The sequence below is a fragment of the Pseudoalteromonas sp. 3D05 genome, assembly GCF_002723455.1.
In the GTDB taxonomy this organism is placed as follows: domain Bacteria; phylum Pseudomonadota; class Gammaproteobacteria; order Enterobacterales; family Alteromonadaceae; genus Pseudoalteromonas.
The window spans coordinates 31,147-48,638 of record NZ_PDUS01000022.1 but is presented as its reverse complement, the minus strand read 5'-3'; the positions used below and the strand labels follow the sequence as shown (position 1 = coordinate 48,638).

Sequence of the window (17,492 nt, the reverse complement as noted above, 5' to 3'; positions counted from 1 at the left end):
ATTTTTAATTTTATTGCACAAAAATCCAAATTCATGACTAAGCTTTAAATAGCCTTTGCTTACTTTTAATAATTCAGCACCTAGTTTAAGCAGGTTTTTTGGAGGTCTTCATGAGTATTTTTGAGCATTACCAAGCACGCTACGAAGCGGCACAAGAAGAAGAATACAGCATTGCTGAATTCTTAGAAATTTGTAAAACCGATAAGTCTGCCTATGCCAGTGCCCCGGAACGATTACTAATGGCAATTGGTGAACCACAAATGATTGATACGTCTACAGACGCGCGACTGAGTAGACTATTTTCAAACCGTGTTGTAGCCCGGTATCCCGCGTTTAATGACTTTTATGGAATGGAAGACGCCATTGAGCAAATCGTTTCTTACCTAAAACATGCTGCGCAAGGTCTCGAAGAGTGTAAACAAGTACTCTACCTACTTGGGCCTGTTGGCGGTGGTAAATCTTCGATCGCAGAGAAACTAAAATATTTAATGCAACAAGTCCCTATTTATTCAATCAAAGGTTCACCTGTTAATGATCACCCCTTAGCATTATTTGATGTGAATGAAGATGCAGGCGTACTTGAAAAAGAATATGGCATTAAACCGCGTTACTTAAAAACAATCATGTCGCCATGGGCAACTAAACGCCTACATGAATTTAATGGTGATATAAGTCAGTTTAAAGTAGTGAAACGCTACCCTTCAATTTTAAATCAAATTGCAATTGCAAAAACTGAGCCCGGCGATGAAAACAATCAAGATATTTCTGCACTGGTTGGTAAAGTAGATATTCGTCAACTTGAGCATTTTGCCCAAAGCGATCCTGATGCTTACGCTTATTCGGGCTCATTGTGTCTCGCGAATCAAGGGTTAATGGAGTTTGTTGAGATGTTTAAAGCGCCTATCAAAGTGCTGCACCCTCTACTAACAGCGACCCAAGAAGGTAATTACAACGGCACCGAAGGCATCAGTGCTCTGCCCTTCAATGGTATGATTTTAGCTCACTCGAATGAATCTGAATGGCAAACATTTAAAAATAATAAAAACAATGAAGCGTTTCTAGATCGTGTCTACATAGTAAAAGTACCTTACTGCCTACGTGTGTCTGAAGAAATTAAAATTTATGATAAATTACTTGAACACAGCGAGTTGTATAATGCGCCATGTGCACCAGGGACGCTTGAAACTCTCGCCAAGTTTACCACCCTATCACGCCTAAAAGACCCAGAAAATTCCAGCATCTATTCTAAAATGCGTGTTTATGATGGGGAGACTTTGAAAGATACTGATCCCAAGGCAAAGTCGTATCAAGAATACCGTGACTATGCGGGGGTTGATGAGGGGATGACTGGACTATCAACCCGTTTCGCCTTTAAAATTTTGTCCCGCGTATTTAACTTTGACACGCTTGAAGTTGCAGCTAACCCTGTACATTTATTTTATGTATTGGAACAACAGATAGAGCGAGAGCAATTCTCGGCTGATGTAGAGGAGCGTTATTTAAGCCATTTGAAAGGCTATTTGATACCTCAATACGTTGAATTTATAGGCAAAGAGTTACAAACCGCTTACCTTGAGTCTTACTCTGAATATGGACAAAACATATTTGACCGCTACGTTACCTATGCCGATTTTTGGATTCAAGACCAAGAATATCGCGACCCAGATACCGGCCAGTTATTTAATCGCGAAGCACTTAATGCGGAGCTTGAAAAAATTGAAAAACCTGCGGGGATCTCTAATCCCAAAGATTTTAGAAACGAGATAGTTAATTTTGTTCTTCGAGCTCGCGCTCACAATAACGGTAAAAATCCACTTTGGACAAGTTATGAGAAACTTCGAACGGTTATTGAGAAAAAAATGTTCTCAAATACCGAAGAGCTATTACCTGTTATTTCATTTAATGCCAAAACATCGGCTGAAGATCAGAAAAAACATGAAGACTTTGTCAATCGCATGGTCGAAAAAGGCTACACCCAAAAACAAGTTCGCTTGCTGTCAGAGTGGTACTTACGTGTTCGTAAGTCGCAGTAATAAAATGGTAGGGGCATTTTAGGGGGTCAATATGGCGAATTTTATAGACCGTCGTCTAAACGGTAAAAATAAAAGTACGCTTAACCGTCAGCGCTTTATAAGACGGTATAAGAAACAGATAAAAGAAGCGGTATCTGATGCTGTAAACAAACGTAGCGTAACGGATACCAGTAGTGGCGAAAGTATTTCGATTCCACAAAGAGATATTAGTGAGCCGATTTTTCATCAAGGTAGAGGCGGTGATAGAGAGCAAATACACCCAGGGAATGATCAATTCTCAACGGGTGATAAAGTTAAGCGTCCTCAGGGAGGACAAGGGGGAGGCGCTGGAGAGGGTGAAGCAAGTGACTCTAGTGAAGGAGAAGATGATTTTGTTTTTTCTATTTCTAAAGACGAATACCTAGACTTATTATTTGAGGACTTAGAGCTGCCTAACCTGCAGCAAAATCAACTTGATAAGCTGGTACAAATGAAAACTCACCGAGCGGGATTTTGTAGTGATGGTATGCCCAGTAATATTGACATAGTACGCTCATTACAAGGCTCTTTAGCGAGGCGTGTTGCAATGAGTGCAAGTAAAAAGCGCCGTTTGAAAGAACTTAATTTTCAGCGCGAAATTTTGCTTGCAGAAGCTGAGCCTGACTTAGCTGCAATTACTTTACTTGAACAAGAGATTGCGCAATTAGAACTGCAAATAAAGGCGGTGCCCTTTATAGATAACTATGATTTACGCTTTCGTAACTATGAAAAGCAGCCCCACCCCACCAGCAAAGCGGTTATGTTTTGTATTATGGATGTGTCTGGATCAATGGATCAGGCAACCAAAGATATGGCTAAGCGTTTTTACATCTTGCTCTATCAGTTTCTAACAAGAAGCTACAAAGATATAGAGGTGGTTTATATTCGCCACCATACGCAAGCAAAGGAAGTGGATGAACAAGAGTTTTTTTATTCACAGGAAACCGGCGGTACCATTGTTTCAAGCGCGTTGAAGCTCATGAATGAAATAATTCAAGAGCGCTATAACGCATCACAATGGAATATTTATGCCGCACAAGCATCTGATGGTGATAACTGGGCCGATGATTCACCACAGTGTTCGCAGATCCTGCAAAATAAGCTGCTCGACGATGTACGTTATTATGCCTATATAGAGATCACGACTCGCGCTCATCAAAGTCTTTGGCGAGAATACCAGAGCCTCTGCCAAAAATACGACAACTTTGCCATACAGCATATTAAGCGTGTTGAAGATATTTACCCTATTTTTCGAGAGCTATTTAAGAAGAATCGTCAACATCAAGGTGCTGCGTAACCTGCACAATGAGGTATTTATATGACCGATCAACGTATGAGTGATGGTCCTGACTGGACGTTTGAGTTATTGCAACAATATCAAGATGAAATTGCACGTGTTGCTAAGCATTATCGATTAGATACTTACCAAAACCAGATTGAAGTTATTACTGCTGAGCAAATGATGGATGCCTATTCAAGTGTGGGTATGCCTATTGGTTATAGTCACTGGTCTTATGGAAAGAAGTTTATTCAAACAGAACAAAATTATAAGCGAGGACAAATGGGTCTTGCTTATGAAATTGTGATTAATTCAGACCCTTGTATCGCTTATTTAATGGAAGAAAACACCTTACCAATGCAAGCACTTGTCATGGCCCATGCATGCTACGGACACAATTCTTTTTTTAAAGGGAACTACTTATTCAAAACATGGACCGATGCAGGCTCAATAATCGATTACTTGCTATTCGCTAAGAATTACATCTCTCGTTGTGAAGAAAAGTATGGCATCGACGAAGTCGAAACCCTGATAGATTCTTGCCACGCGTTAATGAATTACGGCGTTGATAGGTATAAGCGCCCGCAGCAAATATCTTTATTTGAAGAACAGAAGCGTCAACAAGAGCGTGAAGAATACATGCAATCACAAGTCAATGAACTTTGGCGTACTATTCCTGTTCAGCATCAGGAAGCGAAAAAAAGTGAACATAACTTTCCTTCAGAACCACAAGAAAATATTCTGTATTTTATTGAAAAAAATGCGCCGTTATTAGAATCATGGCAACGTGAAATAATTCGTATTGTGAGAAAAATATCGCAGTATTTTTATCCGCAAAAGCAAACCCAAGTTATGAATGAGGGCTGGGCTACGTTTTGGCATTACACTATTTTGAATCACCTTTATGATGAAGGGAAACTGACCGACTCATTCATGCTAGAGTTTTTACAAAGCCATACCAATGTTGTATATCAGCCGCCTTATAATAGTAAATATTATTCAGGTATTAACCCTTACGCACTCGGGTTTAATATGATGGTGGACATTAGGCGCATCTGTGAAAACCCGACTGAAGAAGATAGACGCTGGTTTCCTGAATATGCTGGCAGTAATTGGCTGGATACTTTGCATTTTGCTATGGAGAACTTTAAAGACGAAAGTTTTATCAGCCAGTTTTTATCGCCTAAGCTTATTCGTGATTTTAAATTATTTACTATTATTGACCATGAAAAAGAGCCTACTTTAGAGATTGGCGCGATTCATGATGACAGTGGTTATCATAAAGTGCGAGAGTCATTATCTGCACAATATAACCTAAGTAATCATGAACCAAACATACAAGTATATGATGTAGATATTAGAGGCGATCGCTCATTAACGCTTCGATATGTTCCCCATCAACACATCCCGCTGGCGAAATCTCAGGATGAAGTTCTTAAGCACCTATATCGATTGTGGGGTTTTAAAGTAAAGCTAGAACAACAGTCCCACTCTGGGGAGATAACAGCACTGGGTCAATGTCCGATGGACGACTCTCGCCATAGTACTGAATGAAACATTGAAGCCCAATTGTCTAGACAAAAAAAATGACGCTAGGCGTCATTTTTTAATTCATCGTTAGGTTGCTGTAATGCAGTGTAATCTGTAATACAGTTTCGCCCTTTATCTTTTGACGTATATAGCGCTTTATCAGCAGCTTCAATCCACTTTTCATAACGTTCAAAATCAGATTGGAAACAGGCAAGACCAATGCTAATCGTCATTTTTATTTGTTCTCCATCAAAATAGATCGAAGAAGCTTCAATTAAACTACGCAGTCTTTCTGCCAATATTTCAGCGCCCGCCTTATCTGTATCAAGTAGTGTTACTGCAAACTCTTCACCACCATATCGACCCGCTACGTCTGTTTCACGCAATGTTTTTCTGAGCAAATCAGCAATATGACGTAATGCCTCATCACCACAACGGTGTCCGTATTGATCATTGATTTTTTTGAAGTGATCAATATCAAACATCAATAAACAACTGCTACCAGCACTTCTTTTTATCCTTAAAAACTCTTTTCTGAGAGAGTCTTCCCAGTGACCACGGTTGTTCAATTTAGTTAAAGCATCTGTCTGGCTCATTAGCTCTAATTTGCTATTTAGCTCTTCGAGCTCACTTTTGTTCACGGCTACATCTGTAACATCATAAATAATGATACAAATATGGCTTACTTCACCTCTGACATTAGATAATGGAATAAAAGTCGCATTTTGATACATATGGTCCGCTTTACCTGTAATAGGCCTGTAATTTTTAAAGCGGAATATATAAGGTTGTTGCTCCCATATGGTGAACGAGCGATTTTTTAAAACAAATACTGATTCTGATTTACTGCGAAACCACTTCTCATCAATCGAAGGAAAAAGGTCGAATAAGTCTTTATCTTTTACAGCACTTGGCAATAAACCCGAATGATTTTCCATAAAACCATTCCAGATACACACTTTATATTCGCGATCTAACACTACCAAGCCGACATCGACAGTGTTAAACATATCCATTAACCAATGGATTTCATTCATATTAAAATCAGCTGCTGGCATAATGTTAGTCTTCTAATAGGTACGCAACTTTGTATTTCAAAGTCTTCATTGAATCTTCGGTGAATAACAGCATTAAATCACAATTTATATTATGGTTTTCAATACCGTAACTGATCTCAATCGCAAGGGTGCGTTGCCAACGAGATTTATTCGCTTTCACTAAATCAGACACATCACAGTGTTGACCTAGCACGACCGGGTGACCTTGGCTAAACGTCATATCTAACTGGCGAGAAAGGCCGGTTAAAATGGCGCCAATTAAGATATTACTAATATCCATTAATAGCTCAAGTTCAATATTGTTATTTAGCTCGCCTTCGTAATTCATTAACGAAGCAATTTCTTTGAAGCTTGAGTCATTTAAAAGTAACAATGCCTCACCCGACACACCACCACCAATAAAGCCCTGGCATACGCCTGAAGTAGTTGCATTTGCATCAATTGAGCGCAATGCCATATCTAATTCATTAACTTCAAGGATATTAACATTAGGTATCGGCAGTTCGACAAACACATTTAACAGTCGAGCAAGCAGGTCCCCTGCTTGACCCATAGCAACATTGGTTAGCTCCTGATAGATATCCCGCACATCGGGGTCGACTTGCTCCCCTAACTGGTGTGCTAAACGCTCACGCATGGCTTTGTCTTTAATACCATGGTGTTCAATAATATCGGCAAGCTTTTGAGCGTCACAGGGTTTTTGAATAAAGTCAATTGCACCTAAATCGAGTACCCGCTGATGGGCGTTCGGTTGTATATCACCAGACACCACAACAGTGAGTACAGAAAGAGATTGATTTTGAATCTCTTGCAATACTTCGTAACCATCCATTTTTGGCATGTTTAGATCTAGAAATAGGATTTCTGGTTGTATGGCTTTGATCTGCTCAATGCAATGCTCACCATCTTCAGCAAACTCAACTTTGATATCCCAATCATCTGGTAGCGATCGTGCTAATTGTCGCCGTGCTAGCTTTGAGTCGTCGCAAATTAATACCGATGTTGACATAGCTTCTCTCTGTTTTGCCGTTGCACGTATTTAGTATACAACATGCTTTTATTGTTATTTGTCAGCGAATAAACGTAAATCTGTGCAATATGTTAATCAATGTAACCAATATTTACAATTTTAAATTTCAGTAAACTCTTTGTCCCGTTCGTTGATTATAATACACTGAATGCAATTGCGTTAATTTTAAAGGAAATACCTTATGCTTAGATTGCTTACTTTTGCTTTGTGTAGCTTTTGTGCCACTACTTTTGCGGCTGATATTGGCCAAAATACCTTAGATGCCGGTAAGGTATCAGCTCAATCAAAACCTGTTACTCTGCTAGGCACGGGGGTTGAAGTAGATCAGCAAGCTCCAAATTTTAAAGTCGTTAATGATTCATTTGCCCCTGTTACTCTGAAAGACTATCAAGGCAAAGCCGTTTTAATCAGTGTTGTACCAAGCCTAGATACCGGTGTTTGCAGTATTCAAACTAAACATTTCAACGAAAAAGTAGCTGCGCAATTTCCCTCGATTGCCATGCTTACAATCAGTGCTGATTTACCTTTTGCTCAAAAGCGATTTTGTAAAGCTGAAAATATAGACAAAATTACGACGTTATCAGATTCTGTTTGGCGTGACTTTGGCCAGAACTATGGACTAATTATTAAAGATATGGGCTTGTTAACACGTGCAGTATTTGTATTAGATAAAGAACATAAAATTGTATACAAGCAGTTAGTTGATGAGTTGTCTAAAGAGCCTAATTACGCGCCTGTCATTGATGCAATGAAAACAATTTAAGCCATGACGTATTAAAAACCGTAGTTATAAAAAACCATAGTTATAAAAAAACCGCCAAATTTGGCGGTTTTTTACTTTAGGCACTTTTTAGCCTAATAATTCACCTAGCTGTTGGCTTACCGCTTCAACAGCTTGAGTACCGTCTAATTTATGGTACTGGGTGTTACCCGCTTTTGCTTCTGCTTGGTAGTAATCAACCAACGGCATAGTTTGCTCATGGTAAATACCTAAACGTTTGCGTACTGTTTCTTCAGTATCATCGGCGCGGATGATTAAATCTTCACCTGTTACATCGTCTTTGCCTTCCACTTTTGGTGGATTATAAACAATGTGGTAAACGCGACCAGAGCCCGGATGAACACGACGCCCGCCCATACGCTCAACAATGATTTCATCAGCAACGTCAAATTCGATAACGTGGTCTACTACTACGCCATTCTCTTTCATTGCATCTGCTTGTGGGATTGTGCGCGGGAAACCATCTAACAAGAAACCTTTTTCGCAATCTTCTTTAGCGATACGCTCTTTCACTAAACCGATGATGATATCATCAGAAATTAACTGACCTGCATCCATTACTTTTTTAGCTTCTAAACCCAGTGGTGTGCCTTCTTTAATTGCTGCACGTAACATGTCACCAGTAGAAATTTGTGGAATACCGTATTTGTCCATCAAAAACTGAGCTTGAGTGCCTTTACCTGCACCCGGCGCGCCCAAAAGAATAATGCGCATATCATTGTCCTCGGTTGATACTGTTCTGAACAAGCAGCCCAGTAGTATTTATCTTAAAGATTGAATTCTTCCATAAGCGCTTGCGATACTCAAGCAACTTATACTAATTGCTTATCCGTAATTAACAAAAAAGGGAGCTATTTGCTCCCTTTTTATTCAATAACATATCTAATGCTATTATTTACTAAGATCGAGCATCAATTTATTCAAACGAGTTACAAAACCGGCAGGGTCTTTAAGCGTACCACGCTCTGCAAGCAATGCTTGATCAAGTAATACATTTGACCACTGACCAAACTTGTCTTCATCTTGTTCAACATTAAGGTGCTTAACAAGCTGATGATCTGGGTTAAGCTCAAAAATTGGTTTCGCTTCTGGTGCAGTTTGACCCACAGATTCCATTAGCTTTTGCATTTGCGAGCTCATGTCGTTATCGTCGCTAACCACACACGCAGGCGAGTCAGTTAAACGATGCGTAAAGCGTACATCTTTAACGCTTTCACCGAGTGCAGTTTTAATGCGCTCAATTAAGCCTTCAACTTCTTTTTCAGACTCTTCTTGCGCTTTCTTGGTTTCTTCGTCATCCAAGTTACCTAGGTCAAGATCGCCTCGGGTAATTGACTTGAACGGTTTTTCAGAGAATTCTGTTAAGTGGCTCATCATCCACTCATCAACACGGTCGCTCATTAGTAATACTTCGATGCCCTTCTTACGGAAGATCTCTAAGTGTGGTGAGCTTTTAGCCGCTGTAAACGAATCAGCAACAACATAGTAAATAGCATCTTGCTCTTCGTTCATACGTTCAATGTACTGCTCTAATGAAACGTTTTGAGCTTCTTCATCTGTGTGCGTTGAAGAGAAGCGTAGTAATTTAGCAATCGCTTCTTTGTTGGTCGCATCTTCAGCTGGACCTTCTTTCATTACTTGGCCAAATTCGTTCCAAAATGTTTGGTAATCATCGGCTTTATTTTTCGCCATGCGCTCAAGCATTTTTAAAATACGTGAAGTACAACCCTTACGAATAGCTTGTGTTACTTTGTTATCTTGTAAGATTTCACGCGATACGTTCAACGGTAAATCGTTTGAATCAAGTAAACCTTTTACAAAGCGTAAGTAGCTTGGCATAAACTGCTCAGCGTCATCCATTACAAACACACGTTGTACGTAAAGTTTTAAGCCACTTTGACGTTCACGGTTCCATAAGTCGAAAGGCGCTTTTTTAGGGATATAAAGTAGGCTTGTGTATTCAGTTTTACCTTCAACTTTATTGTGACCCCAGCTTAGCGGCTCTTCCCAGTCATGACTTACGTGCTTGTAGAACTCTTTGTATTCATCTTCAGATATTTCAGACTTATCACGAGTCCAAAGTGCTGTAGCGCGGTTAATGCTTTCCCAAGCAGCAGGCTCTGCTGGTGTTTTTTCGCCATCTGGGCCTTCAGACTCAGGTACTTCCTCTTTATACATTTGTACTGGTGTAGAAATGTGATCAGAATATTTAGTAACAATGCTACGCAGGCGCCAATCATCAGCAAATTCAGCTTCGTCTTCACGAAGGTGCAGAATAATGTCTGTACCACGGCCTTCTTTTTCAATCTCTTCTAGGGTGTACTCGCCCTCACCTTGTGATTGCCACTCAACACCTTTTTCTTCGCCAGCTTTACGAGTGCGAACAGTCACTAAGTCAGCCACAATAAACGCTGAATAGAAACCAACACCAAATTGACCAATTAACTGTGAATCTTTACTTTGGTCGCCAGTTAAGTTTTTGAAAAACTCAGCTGTGCCCGATTTTGCAATAGTGCCTAATGAGCTGATAACTTCATCACGGGTCATACCGATACCGTTATCTGAAATTGTCACAGTTTTTGCATCTTTGTCTGCACTGATACGCACACGTAAGTCCGCATCGCCTTGGTATAAATCACCATTTGAAAGCGCTAAAAAGCGTAACTTGTCGGCCGCATCTGATGCATTAGACACAAGTTCACGTAAAAATATTTCTTTATTTGAATAAAGCGAGTGGATCATTAGGTTTAATAGTTGTTTAACTTCTGTTTGAAAGCCTAATGTTTCTTTTTGTGCTGCAGTCATTGTGTAAATCTCCAATTAGCAAATTGTCTGCGTTATGCACTTAATATGGGGCGCGCAGAATGAACTTCAAGGGATAATTTAAAAAAGGTGTGTGATCAGAAGTAAAAAGCGTATGAAATTAAAAAGCCTGTACTTAATTTAATAAATACAGGCTTTTTTAAAGCTTTTAGGACTATCACGTTATTAGGGTCTGTTGACCTTTGCGGATTAAGACTTGCTCAAACTAGGGGCGGTTTAATCGCGGCGCGAGGTTTGTAACCTAGTGGGCTAAGTCAAACCCGGGCTACAAAGAGTAAATCGCCCCTAGGCAGAACCCGAAGGGCAGCGCCTGTTTAACCTTGAAAGGTAAACAGACCCTAGTCTTGGCTTACGGCTTTTCGGCCACTAAAGGCATGCATTAAGGTCATGCCATCAAGTAAATCGAGTTCACCGCCTACTGGTATTCCATGGGCAATACGAGACGCTTCGACTTTATGGCGGTGGCACAATTGTGCAATAAAATGTGCTGTAGTTTCACCCTCAACCGATGGGTTGGTGGCCAAAATTACTTCATTAACTCCACCTTGACGCAATTTGCTCTCTAAAATATCAAGGCCAATTTCGTTTGGACCAATACCGTCGATGGGTGATAAGTGCCCCATTAAGACAAAGTATAAACCTTTATATTGCCCTGTTTGCTCAATCGCCAATACATCTGTCGGTGACTCAACCACACACAAAACGCCACTGTCTTGGCGTTTTGGGCTCATGCAAATCTCGCACTGTGGCTGCTCTGCAAATGTTCGACAAGATTGACAATGTCCTACAGCACTCATCGCTTTAGTTAAAGCATTACCAAGTTGCGTGCCGCCTTTGCGGTCACGCTCAAGCAAATGAAACGCAATGCGTTGCGCGGACTTTGGACCAATGCCCGGCTGGCATCGCAGTGCTTCAATGAGCTGGCTTAAACTTTGTGAAAGTTGCATTGTTTACCTTAGAACGGCATTTTCATACCTGGTGGTAATTGCATGCCACCAGTTACTTTACCCATGCGTTCTTGCGTTTCTTCAGCCACACGACGCACAGCATCATTACATGCTGCTGCAAGTAAGTCTTCAATCATGTCTTTATCGTCTTCCATCAGGCTTTCATCAAGCTCTACACGGCGAACGTTGTGGTTACCAAGCATAGTAACTTTAACAAGGCCTGCACCGGCTTCACCAACCACTTCCATAGTAGCGATTTCGTCTTGGGCTTTTTGCATGCGCTCTTGCATTTGCTGCGCTTGCTTCATCATGTTACCCATTCCACCTTTAAACATAATTCTCTCTCTTTGTGTAATCTTTAATTGTCATGAAGATAAGGGCTATTGTAATGAATTACAATGCCTGGATGCTGTTTTCGTCTATTATTGCTGAAAATAGCTGCTGAAATTGCACGATATTTTCATCTGAATTAATCACATCAATCGCTTGTTGATGACGCCCTACATCTATTTTCTGCTGTATTAAATAGGGTGAGTCAATTACACCCTGCGCAAAATTGATACTGAGCGTTACGTTGTGCTCATAAATACTTGAAAGTGCTGCATCAAGTTTTTGCCTAAGTATCGGTGAATCTAAATGCTTTTGTGACTCGTCAACGTCGATATGTAAATTGTTATCTTGTTTTGTAAAAATAGAATGCAACGCAAATTGGCGCATTCTGCCACCGAGCCCCATTCGCTTGATTAAATAAGCCCATTCATCTTGTTGATGAGCAAACCTGATCTCACTAATTGGACTTTGAAAGTCATCAGGAACTGGAATGCTCAGCGCTTGTTGAACAACCTCTGGCTTTTTTTGTGGGTTAATTTGTTCTAATAACTCAGGCGCCAAATTTTCAGTAATTGTCTGATGTTTATCTTTAAAGTCTACTTTTTTTGTTGCGACTTGATTATTTGAGCGTGTCTGGCTCCCCGACTCTGGGAGCACTGGCTTTTTTACGGTTTGGCCTGCGTCATCATTTGACCAAGGCGGCGCATCGATAGCTGTTGAGTTGGGCTCTGCTGCCTGTTGTGGCTGTGACTCAGGTAATGGCGTTTGAGGTTCAGGTTTAGGGCTGACTCTGTCAGCATGTGTAACTTGTTGCTCAATGGTTTGGGTATTATTAATACTTGTACCAGATAACTTACCTGCACCGGATATGTTTCTATCACGTAGAATGCGTGCAATGGCTGATTGTGCTTGTGACTCTTGTTGTGCAATTGAGGTTTGAGGTTCGCTATTATAGCTATTAGCTTCAGGCTCAACGTGTGCTGTTTGGGTTTGCTCATTAAAGCCTTGCTCTACTGCACTGCTCATAATGTCATCAAACTGTGTCGCTAACGTTTGTTCAGCGTCACTGTGTTGTTGGTAGGCATCATCTTGACTTTGCTGCTGGGCATGCTCATCGCTGAGGGTGTTTTCAGTACTTGCTTGTGCTTCTGTTTTATCTAAGGTTTGAGCGAGTTCAGCACGTTGTTCATTGGTGTTGCTTTGCTCAACTTGATTGTCCGATGCAATGTCCTTCTCAGGCTGCATTTTATCGGCTACATTTACATCACTGTCTGATGACTGGATTTGACGATTAGCCTCAGCACGAGGGGTTTGCTGCACCATTTTATTTTTATTAATAATATCGCGCAGAGCACTGGCTCGCCCAGCGTTGTTTTTTTTCGGTTGCGCTGTGCTTGATGACTCTTGCGTTGATAAAAAACCGGTAGGCTCAAAGGCAAGAAGCCTTAGCATGATCATTTCAAAGCCAAGACGCGGCTCAGGCGCCCATTGTAAATCTTTTTTACCATTGAGCAGCAACTGGTAATAAATTTGAATTTGTTTACAGTCGCTTGCTTGCGCTACTTCTTGGATAAACTCTGCATTATGTTCATCTAACTTTGCTGCATCAGGCACTAGCTGAGTTAGCTGAATAAGGTGTGTTAGGCCAATTAAATCATCAAGAAGCGCATTATATTGCGGGTTTTGACTCGCAATTTGTTCTACTTGCATTAACAAAGCTGCCCCATCTTGAGCTAATAAAGCCGCTAAAATGTGTTGGCTGTAGTGATTATCCATCAACCCCAGCATGCGTTGCACTGCTTGATGTTGAATGTTGCCATTTGTTTGAGCGATCGCTTGATCTGTCAAACTTAGCGCATCTCGCATACTGCCATCAGCAGCTTTAGCAATTATATGTAATGCCTGTTGTTCAAAGCTTAACTGCTCTTCGTTCAGTACATACTCTAGTTGCTGTAAAATTTCAGGTTGTGATAACGCATTCAGATTAAACTGTAAGCAACGAGATAAAATAGTAACTGGAAGCTTTTGTGGGTCCGTTGTGGCAAGCAAAAATTTAACGTGCTCTGGTGGCTCTTCTAAGGTTTTCAATAAAGCATTAAAACTATGCTTTGAAAGCATGTGCACTTCATCAATTAAGTACACCTTATAACGTCCACGAGTTGGAGCATATTGAACGTTATCTAGTATCTCACGCGTATCTTCGACTTTGGTTCTCGATGCCGCATCGATTTCTAGCAAATCAATGTAACGCCCCGCTTCAATATCTTTACAGCTACTACATTGACCGCAAGGTTGGGCAGAAATACCCTCATCACAGTTTAAGCTTTTAGCAAAAATACGTGCAATGGTGGTTTTCCCCACCCCGCGGGTCCCAGTGAATAAATAAGCGTGGTGCAGTCTATTTTGTGTTAATGCATTAACTAATGCTTGCTTAACATGTGACTGACCGACCAATTCATGAAAGGTCTGAGGTCGCCATTTTCTCGCTAGGACTTGGTAACTCATGTAATTATTCGCCTTCGAATTCAACCAATTTAAGGATATTTATACCCATTTTCTCAATGCGTTGCTCACCACCAAGCTCTGGCAATGACACAACAAACGCAGCATCAGTTGCATTACCACCAAGTTTATTAACAAGCTTAGCAGTCGCTTCAATTGTGCCACCTGTTGCTAACAAATCATCTACCAAAAGTACTTTATCGCCAGGTACAATCGCATCAGTATGCAGCTCGAGCACATCTTCACCGTATTCAAGTTGATAATCTTGAGAAATAACAGCGCGAGGTAATTTACCTGGTTTACGCACAGGGATAAATGGAATTCCTAATGCATAAGAAAGTGGAGCCCCAAAAATAAAACCGCGTGACTCTGTACCAATAATTTTGGTAAATCCTTGGTCTTTATAAGCGTCGATAAACGCATTTATAGTTGCTTGAAATGCAGCTGGATCAGCCATAAGTGTTGTTACATCACGGAACATGATGCCCGCTTTTGGGTAGTCGGCTATCGTTGTGATGCTGTCTTTAATAATCGATGGAGTTGTCATAATTTAAGCTGTTATATCGTTAATATTACAAAGCAGGTAATTATATACCCAAGCGACCCTAAGATGCGAGCTTAGCTGAAATTAAAACGCCGAGATAAAGAATCTAGTTAACCTCAATGTTGGACAACAAATTTATCCCCAGCGGCTACTTCCAACGCTGCCTGCGTTGAATTTACTTGCAATAAGCCTGCTATTGTCGCGTAAATTCGCTTTGTTATCGCTAAAAGTCTCCGACTGGAGACGGATAAATACATTTGTTATTTAATATCAATATATTAGTGCATTTCTAACCAGGTTTCAGGTTAAATACAATTAAATTAGGACTTATGGCGATATGTACTGCAATAGTTTTGTTTATATGTGCATTAAGATTGATAAAAAACAGCTGTAAAGAAGGGATTAAAACACATTAAAGAGGCTGTACTAAATACAGCCTTATTATATTTAAACTGGTTAAGTTACGATAATGTCGTCATCCAACCTAAAATTGCATTCAAGCAACCAATTCCAACAAAAATAGCTAAAAATGCTAAAAAATACATTAAATTAAATGGGTCTTTAAAATCTTTATCTTCCGACATGGTACTACCTTTTATTAAGCGCGACGTTTAAAAGCGCACATGATAATCCATGTGAAATTATCAATAAAGGTTTTCATCCTCATTTTTTGTCACAACAACTCCTTTATGAGCCATTGTCATTAGCGTGCTGTTAGCTCCATCGTGGATTTGTTGTTCACTAAATTGAGAAGCTTGCTGCAATACACAATTACATAGTTCAAAAAAATCAATACCGGGCGTCGTTTCAATAAGAGATAGCAACAATGCTGTCATCGCATTCGTCACAAGAAATTGAGTTTCATCTTCATGATCTCTATAAACAACAAAGTAATGCGGTGTTGCACCTGGTTGAGTAGGTATGTAATCTGCACTAATATTATGCACGGCAAATTGATAACTTAAATTGCGTGCCGTACTACTCAAGAATAAAGGCACTGAAGTGATTGCACTGCCAATAGGTAGTTCGCTCTCGTCTTGTTGACATATCGACACGTCCAATTCAACCCACTCATAATGCGCAAGCTCAATCATAAATATAGGGTCGTTCTTTGCTCGCTCATAAGTATTAACCAGATAATTGACAAACTCCGCAGCAATATCTAAGAAATAAGGTGACTGACAATCATGCTCAATAAAAAATTTCCTGATCAGTTTTTGCCAATCCTCGCGAGAATATAAGGACTTTAAAACCGGAAAACCGGATGAAATAAACCCTTCAATATTATTAAAAAATAAGTCGCGGTAAATAGCCATTCGACGGTCTTCAATTCCATGAGGAAGAGGATTTTCCTTTGGTTGGCGAATATGTTCCATAAAGGCATATTGGATTTTATCAAAAGACATACTACTCAAGCTCGCTTTTTGCTTATTTGGCTATGCTTAATTTGTAATTGAGAAATTGTATCTAACTCTTTGGCTAAAATATCCATAGGTGGGATGTTAAAGTCTCGCTCTAATAACGTTGGAAATACACCATGAACTTCATAAGCCTTATCCAGCAACTGCCAAACAGGGTCAATGACATCAGCACCATGGGTGTCAACAATCAAATCTTCAGCTTCATTATAGTGACCCGCGATATGAATATAATCAATCCGCTCAGAGGGGAGCCCTTGAATAAATTCCATTGAGTCATACTTATGGTTAGTCGCATTTACATAAATATTATTTACATCGAGCAACAACTTACAATCAGCGCGTGAAAGAATCTCTGTCGTGAATTCAAGTTCACTCAATTCTTGCCCAGGGGCTGCATAATACGACACATTTTCAATCGTAATTTGTCGTTCTAATATATCTTGAACTTGCTTAATACGTTTTACTACATGCTTAATTGCGGGTTCAGTAAACGGGATTGGCATCAAATCATACATATGACCTTTACCAGAGCAGTAACTCAGATGTTCGCTGTAACGTTTAATATCATGCTCTTTAAAAAAGCCCTTTAATGATTTTATAAATTCAATATCCAGTGGCTCAGGTGAACCAATAGATAAAGACAAACCATGGCACACAAAATTGTGGGCATTTGTAAGCGACTTAAACTGTTTTTTATAGCGACCACCTAATTTGAGCCAATTCTCAGGTGCAACTTCAAAAAAATCAATTTGGGTAGGTACATGCTCAAGTAATTCGTCAAGCATTTCTCGGCGCAAACCTAAACCCACCATGCCAAACTCACTTACATTTAAGGTCATATTTATTCCTACTATTTTCCTCAGATAAACAAAATAATATCAGTAACACATGATGGCTACCTTATTTACTAATTTTACGCTAAACGGTTAAGTTGTGGCATGGCACTTCTTGATTAATGATGTTGATAACCAATAAAACAAGAAGTGCAACGACAAAGTTTAATGGCTTCCACCACATTTGCCTTCACCACATTTACCTTCTTTTTTGGTTTTCGAGTCTTTCATTTTGGCATGGCCACCACATTTACCTTCACCGCATTTGCCTTCAGCTTTGGCTTTAGCATCTTTTGTTTTTGCATGACCGCCACATTTGCCTTCACCACACTTACCTTCGGCTTTAGCTTTAGCATCTTTTGA

General features: G+C 40.0%; 15 protein-coding genes and 1 pseudogene. 4 read left to right on the top strand and 12 right to left on the bottom strand.

Annotated elements, in window-relative coordinates:
• The first annotated feature begins 110 nt into the window (after window positions 1-110).
• The 3 genes from CSC79_RS17635 to CSC79_RS17625 are packed head-to-tail and all read left to right on the top strand — an operon-like array spanning window position 111 to window position 4,884.
• On the top strand, window positions 111-2,033 hold the full coding sequence (locus CSC79_RS17635; RefSeq protein WP_099297060.1) for a PrkA family serine protein kinase: 1,923 nt from the start codon (window positions 111-113) through the stop codon (window positions 2,031-2,033).
• Window positions 2,034-2,064: 31 nt separating this feature from the next.
• Window positions 2,065-3,348, top strand: coding sequence for a YeaH/YhbH family protein (locus tag CSC79_RS17630; RefSeq protein ID WP_099297058.1), 1,284 nt, complete (start codon window positions 2,065-2,067; stop codon window positions 3,346-3,348).
• 21 nt (window positions 3,349-3,369) lie between these two features.
• Entirely contained in the window at window positions 3,370-4,884 is a 1,515-nt protein-coding gene (locus tag CSC79_RS17625; protein ID WP_099297056.1) for a SpoVR family protein, read from the top strand.
• A gap of 38 nt (window positions 4,885-4,922) precedes the next feature.
• Here the strand turns inward: CSC79_RS17625 and CSC79_RS17620 are convergent, their stop codons facing one another.
• Both CSC79_RS17620 and CSC79_RS17615 read right to left on the bottom strand, forming a co-directional pair.
• Window positions 4,923-5,918, bottom strand: a complete 996-nt coding sequence (locus CSC79_RS17620; protein WP_099297054.1) for a diguanylate cyclase — start codon at window positions 5,916-5,918, stop codon at window positions 4,923-4,925.
• 4 nt (window positions 5,919-5,922) lie between these two features.
• A complete protein-coding gene (locus CSC79_RS17615; RefSeq protein WP_099297052.1) occupies window positions 5,923-6,927 on the bottom strand; it encodes a response regulator in 1,005 nt (334 codons plus the stop codon).
• Between the two features lie 202 nt (window positions 6,928-7,129).
• Between CSC79_RS17615 and tpx the strand changes: the two genes are divergently transcribed.
• Window positions 7,130-7,711, top strand: coding sequence for a thiol peroxidase (tpx, locus tag CSC79_RS17610; protein ID WP_099297050.1), 582 nt, complete (start codon window positions 7,130-7,132; stop codon window positions 7,709-7,711).
• Window positions 7,712-7,798: 87 nt separating this feature from the next.
• Here tpx and adk read toward each other — a convergent pair whose 3' ends face one another.
• The 10 genes and pseudogenes from adk to CSC79_RS20295 form a co-directional block, all read right to left on the bottom strand.
• Complete coding sequence (gene adk / locus CSC79_RS17605; RefSeq protein WP_099297048.1) at window positions 7,799-8,443, bottom strand: adenylate kinase; 645 nt, start codon at window positions 8,441-8,443, stop codon at window positions 7,799-7,801.
• A gap of 177 nt (window positions 8,444-8,620) precedes the next feature.
• Window positions 8,621-10,534 (bottom strand): molecular chaperone HtpG, encoded by a 1,914-nt coding sequence (gene htpG, locus CSC79_RS17600; RefSeq protein WP_099297047.1) that lies wholly within the window; start codon window positions 10,532-10,534, stop codon window positions 8,621-8,623.
• Window positions 10,535-10,890: 356 nt separating this feature from the next.
• On the bottom strand, window positions 10,891-11,499 hold the full coding sequence (gene recR / locus CSC79_RS17595; RefSeq protein WP_099297046.1) for a recombination mediator RecR: 609 nt from the start codon (window positions 11,497-11,499) through the stop codon (window positions 10,891-10,893).
• Between the two features lie 8 nt (window positions 11,500-11,507).
• Window positions 11,508-11,834, bottom strand: a complete 327-nt coding sequence (locus tag CSC79_RS17590) for a YbaB/EbfC family nucleoid-associated protein (protein WP_099297045.1) — start codon at window positions 11,832-11,834, stop codon at window positions 11,508-11,510.
• 58 nt (window positions 11,835-11,892) lie between these two features.
• Window positions 11,893-14,334 carry a DNA polymerase III subunit gamma/tau gene (dnaX, locus tag CSC79_RS17585; protein ID WP_099297044.1) on the bottom strand — a complete coding sequence of 814 codons (2,442 nt, stop codon included), beginning with the start codon at window positions 14,332-14,334 and terminating at the stop codon, window positions 11,893-11,895.
• Window positions 14,335-14,338: 4 nt separating this feature from the next.
• Window positions 14,339-14,878, bottom strand: a complete 540-nt coding sequence (apt, locus tag CSC79_RS17580; RefSeq protein ID WP_099297043.1) for an adenine phosphoribosyltransferase — start codon at window positions 14,876-14,878, stop codon at window positions 14,339-14,341.
• 458 nt (window positions 14,879-15,336) lie between these two features.
• Window positions 15,337-15,459 (bottom strand): hypothetical protein, encoded by a 123-nt coding sequence (locus tag CSC79_RS20330; RefSeq protein WP_272897230.1) that lies wholly within the window; start codon window positions 15,457-15,459, stop codon window positions 15,337-15,339.
• Window positions 15,460-15,519: 60 nt separating this feature from the next.
• On the bottom strand, window positions 15,520-16,281 hold the full coding sequence (locus CSC79_RS17575) for a putative DNA-binding domain-containing protein (RefSeq protein WP_099297042.1): 762 nt from the start codon (window positions 16,279-16,281) through the stop codon (window positions 15,520-15,522).
• A gap of 5 nt (window positions 16,282-16,286) precedes the next feature.
• Window positions 16,287-17,108, bottom strand: coding sequence for a DUF692 domain-containing protein (locus CSC79_RS17570; protein ID WP_099297106.1), 822 nt, complete (start codon window positions 17,106-17,108; stop codon window positions 16,287-16,289).
• Window positions 17,109-17,294: 186 nt separating this feature from the next.
• A pseudogene (locus tag CSC79_RS20295) lies at window positions 17,295-17,492 on the bottom strand (hypothetical protein); the annotation flags it as partial.

Coding starts and splice junctions, on each gene's coding strand:
- dnaX (WP_099297044.1), bottom strand. CDS start 14,334: ATGAGTTACCAAGTCCTAGCGAGAAAATGGCGACCTCAGACCTTTCAT.
- CSC79_RS17590 (WP_099297045.1), bottom strand. CDS start 11,834: ATGTTTAAAGGTGGAATGGGTAACATGATGAAGCAAGCGCAGCAAATG.
- CSC79_RS17570 (WP_099297106.1), bottom strand. CDS start 17,108: ATGGTGGGTTTAGGTTTGCGCCGAGAAATGCTTGACGAATTACTTGAG.
- CSC79_RS20330 (WP_272897230.1), bottom strand. CDS start 15,459: ATGTCGGAAGATAAAGATTTTAAAGACCCATTTAATTTAATGTATTTT.
- CSC79_RS17615 (WP_099297052.1), bottom strand. CDS start 6,927: ATGTCAACATCGGTATTAATTTGCGACGACTCAAAGCTAGCACGGCGA.
- htpG (WP_099297047.1), bottom strand. CDS start 10,534: ATGACTGCAGCACAAAAAGAAACATTAGGCTTTCAAACAGAAGTTAAA.
- CSC79_RS17575 (WP_099297042.1), bottom strand. CDS start 16,281: ATGTCTTTTGATAAAATCCAATATGCCTTTATGGAACATATTCGCCAA.
- CSC79_RS17635 (WP_099297060.1), top strand. CDS start 111: ATGAGTATTTTTGAGCATTACCAAGCACGCTACGAAGCGGCACAAGAA.
- CSC79_RS17630 (WP_099297058.1), top strand. CDS start 2,065: ATGGCGAATTTTATAGACCGTCGTCTAAACGGTAAAAATAAAAGTACG.
- recR (WP_099297046.1), bottom strand. CDS start 11,499: ATGCAACTTTCACAAAGTTTAAGCCAGCTCATTGAAGCACTGCGATGC.
- adk (WP_099297048.1), bottom strand. CDS start 8,443: ATGCGCATTATTCTTTTGGGCGCGCCGGGTGCAGGTAAAGGCACTCAA.
- CSC79_RS17620 (WP_099297054.1), bottom strand. CDS start 5,918: ATGCCAGCAGCTGATTTTAATATGAATGAAATCCATTGGTTAATGGAT.
- tpx (WP_099297050.1), top strand. CDS start 7,130: ATGCTTAGATTGCTTACTTTTGCTTTGTGTAGCTTTTGTGCCACTACT.
- CSC79_RS17625 (WP_099297056.1), top strand. CDS start 3,370: ATGACCGATCAACGTATGAGTGATGGTCCTGACTGGACGTTTGAGTTA.
- apt (WP_099297043.1), bottom strand. CDS start 14,878: ATGACAACTCCATCGATTATTAAAGACAGCATCACAACGATAGCCGAC.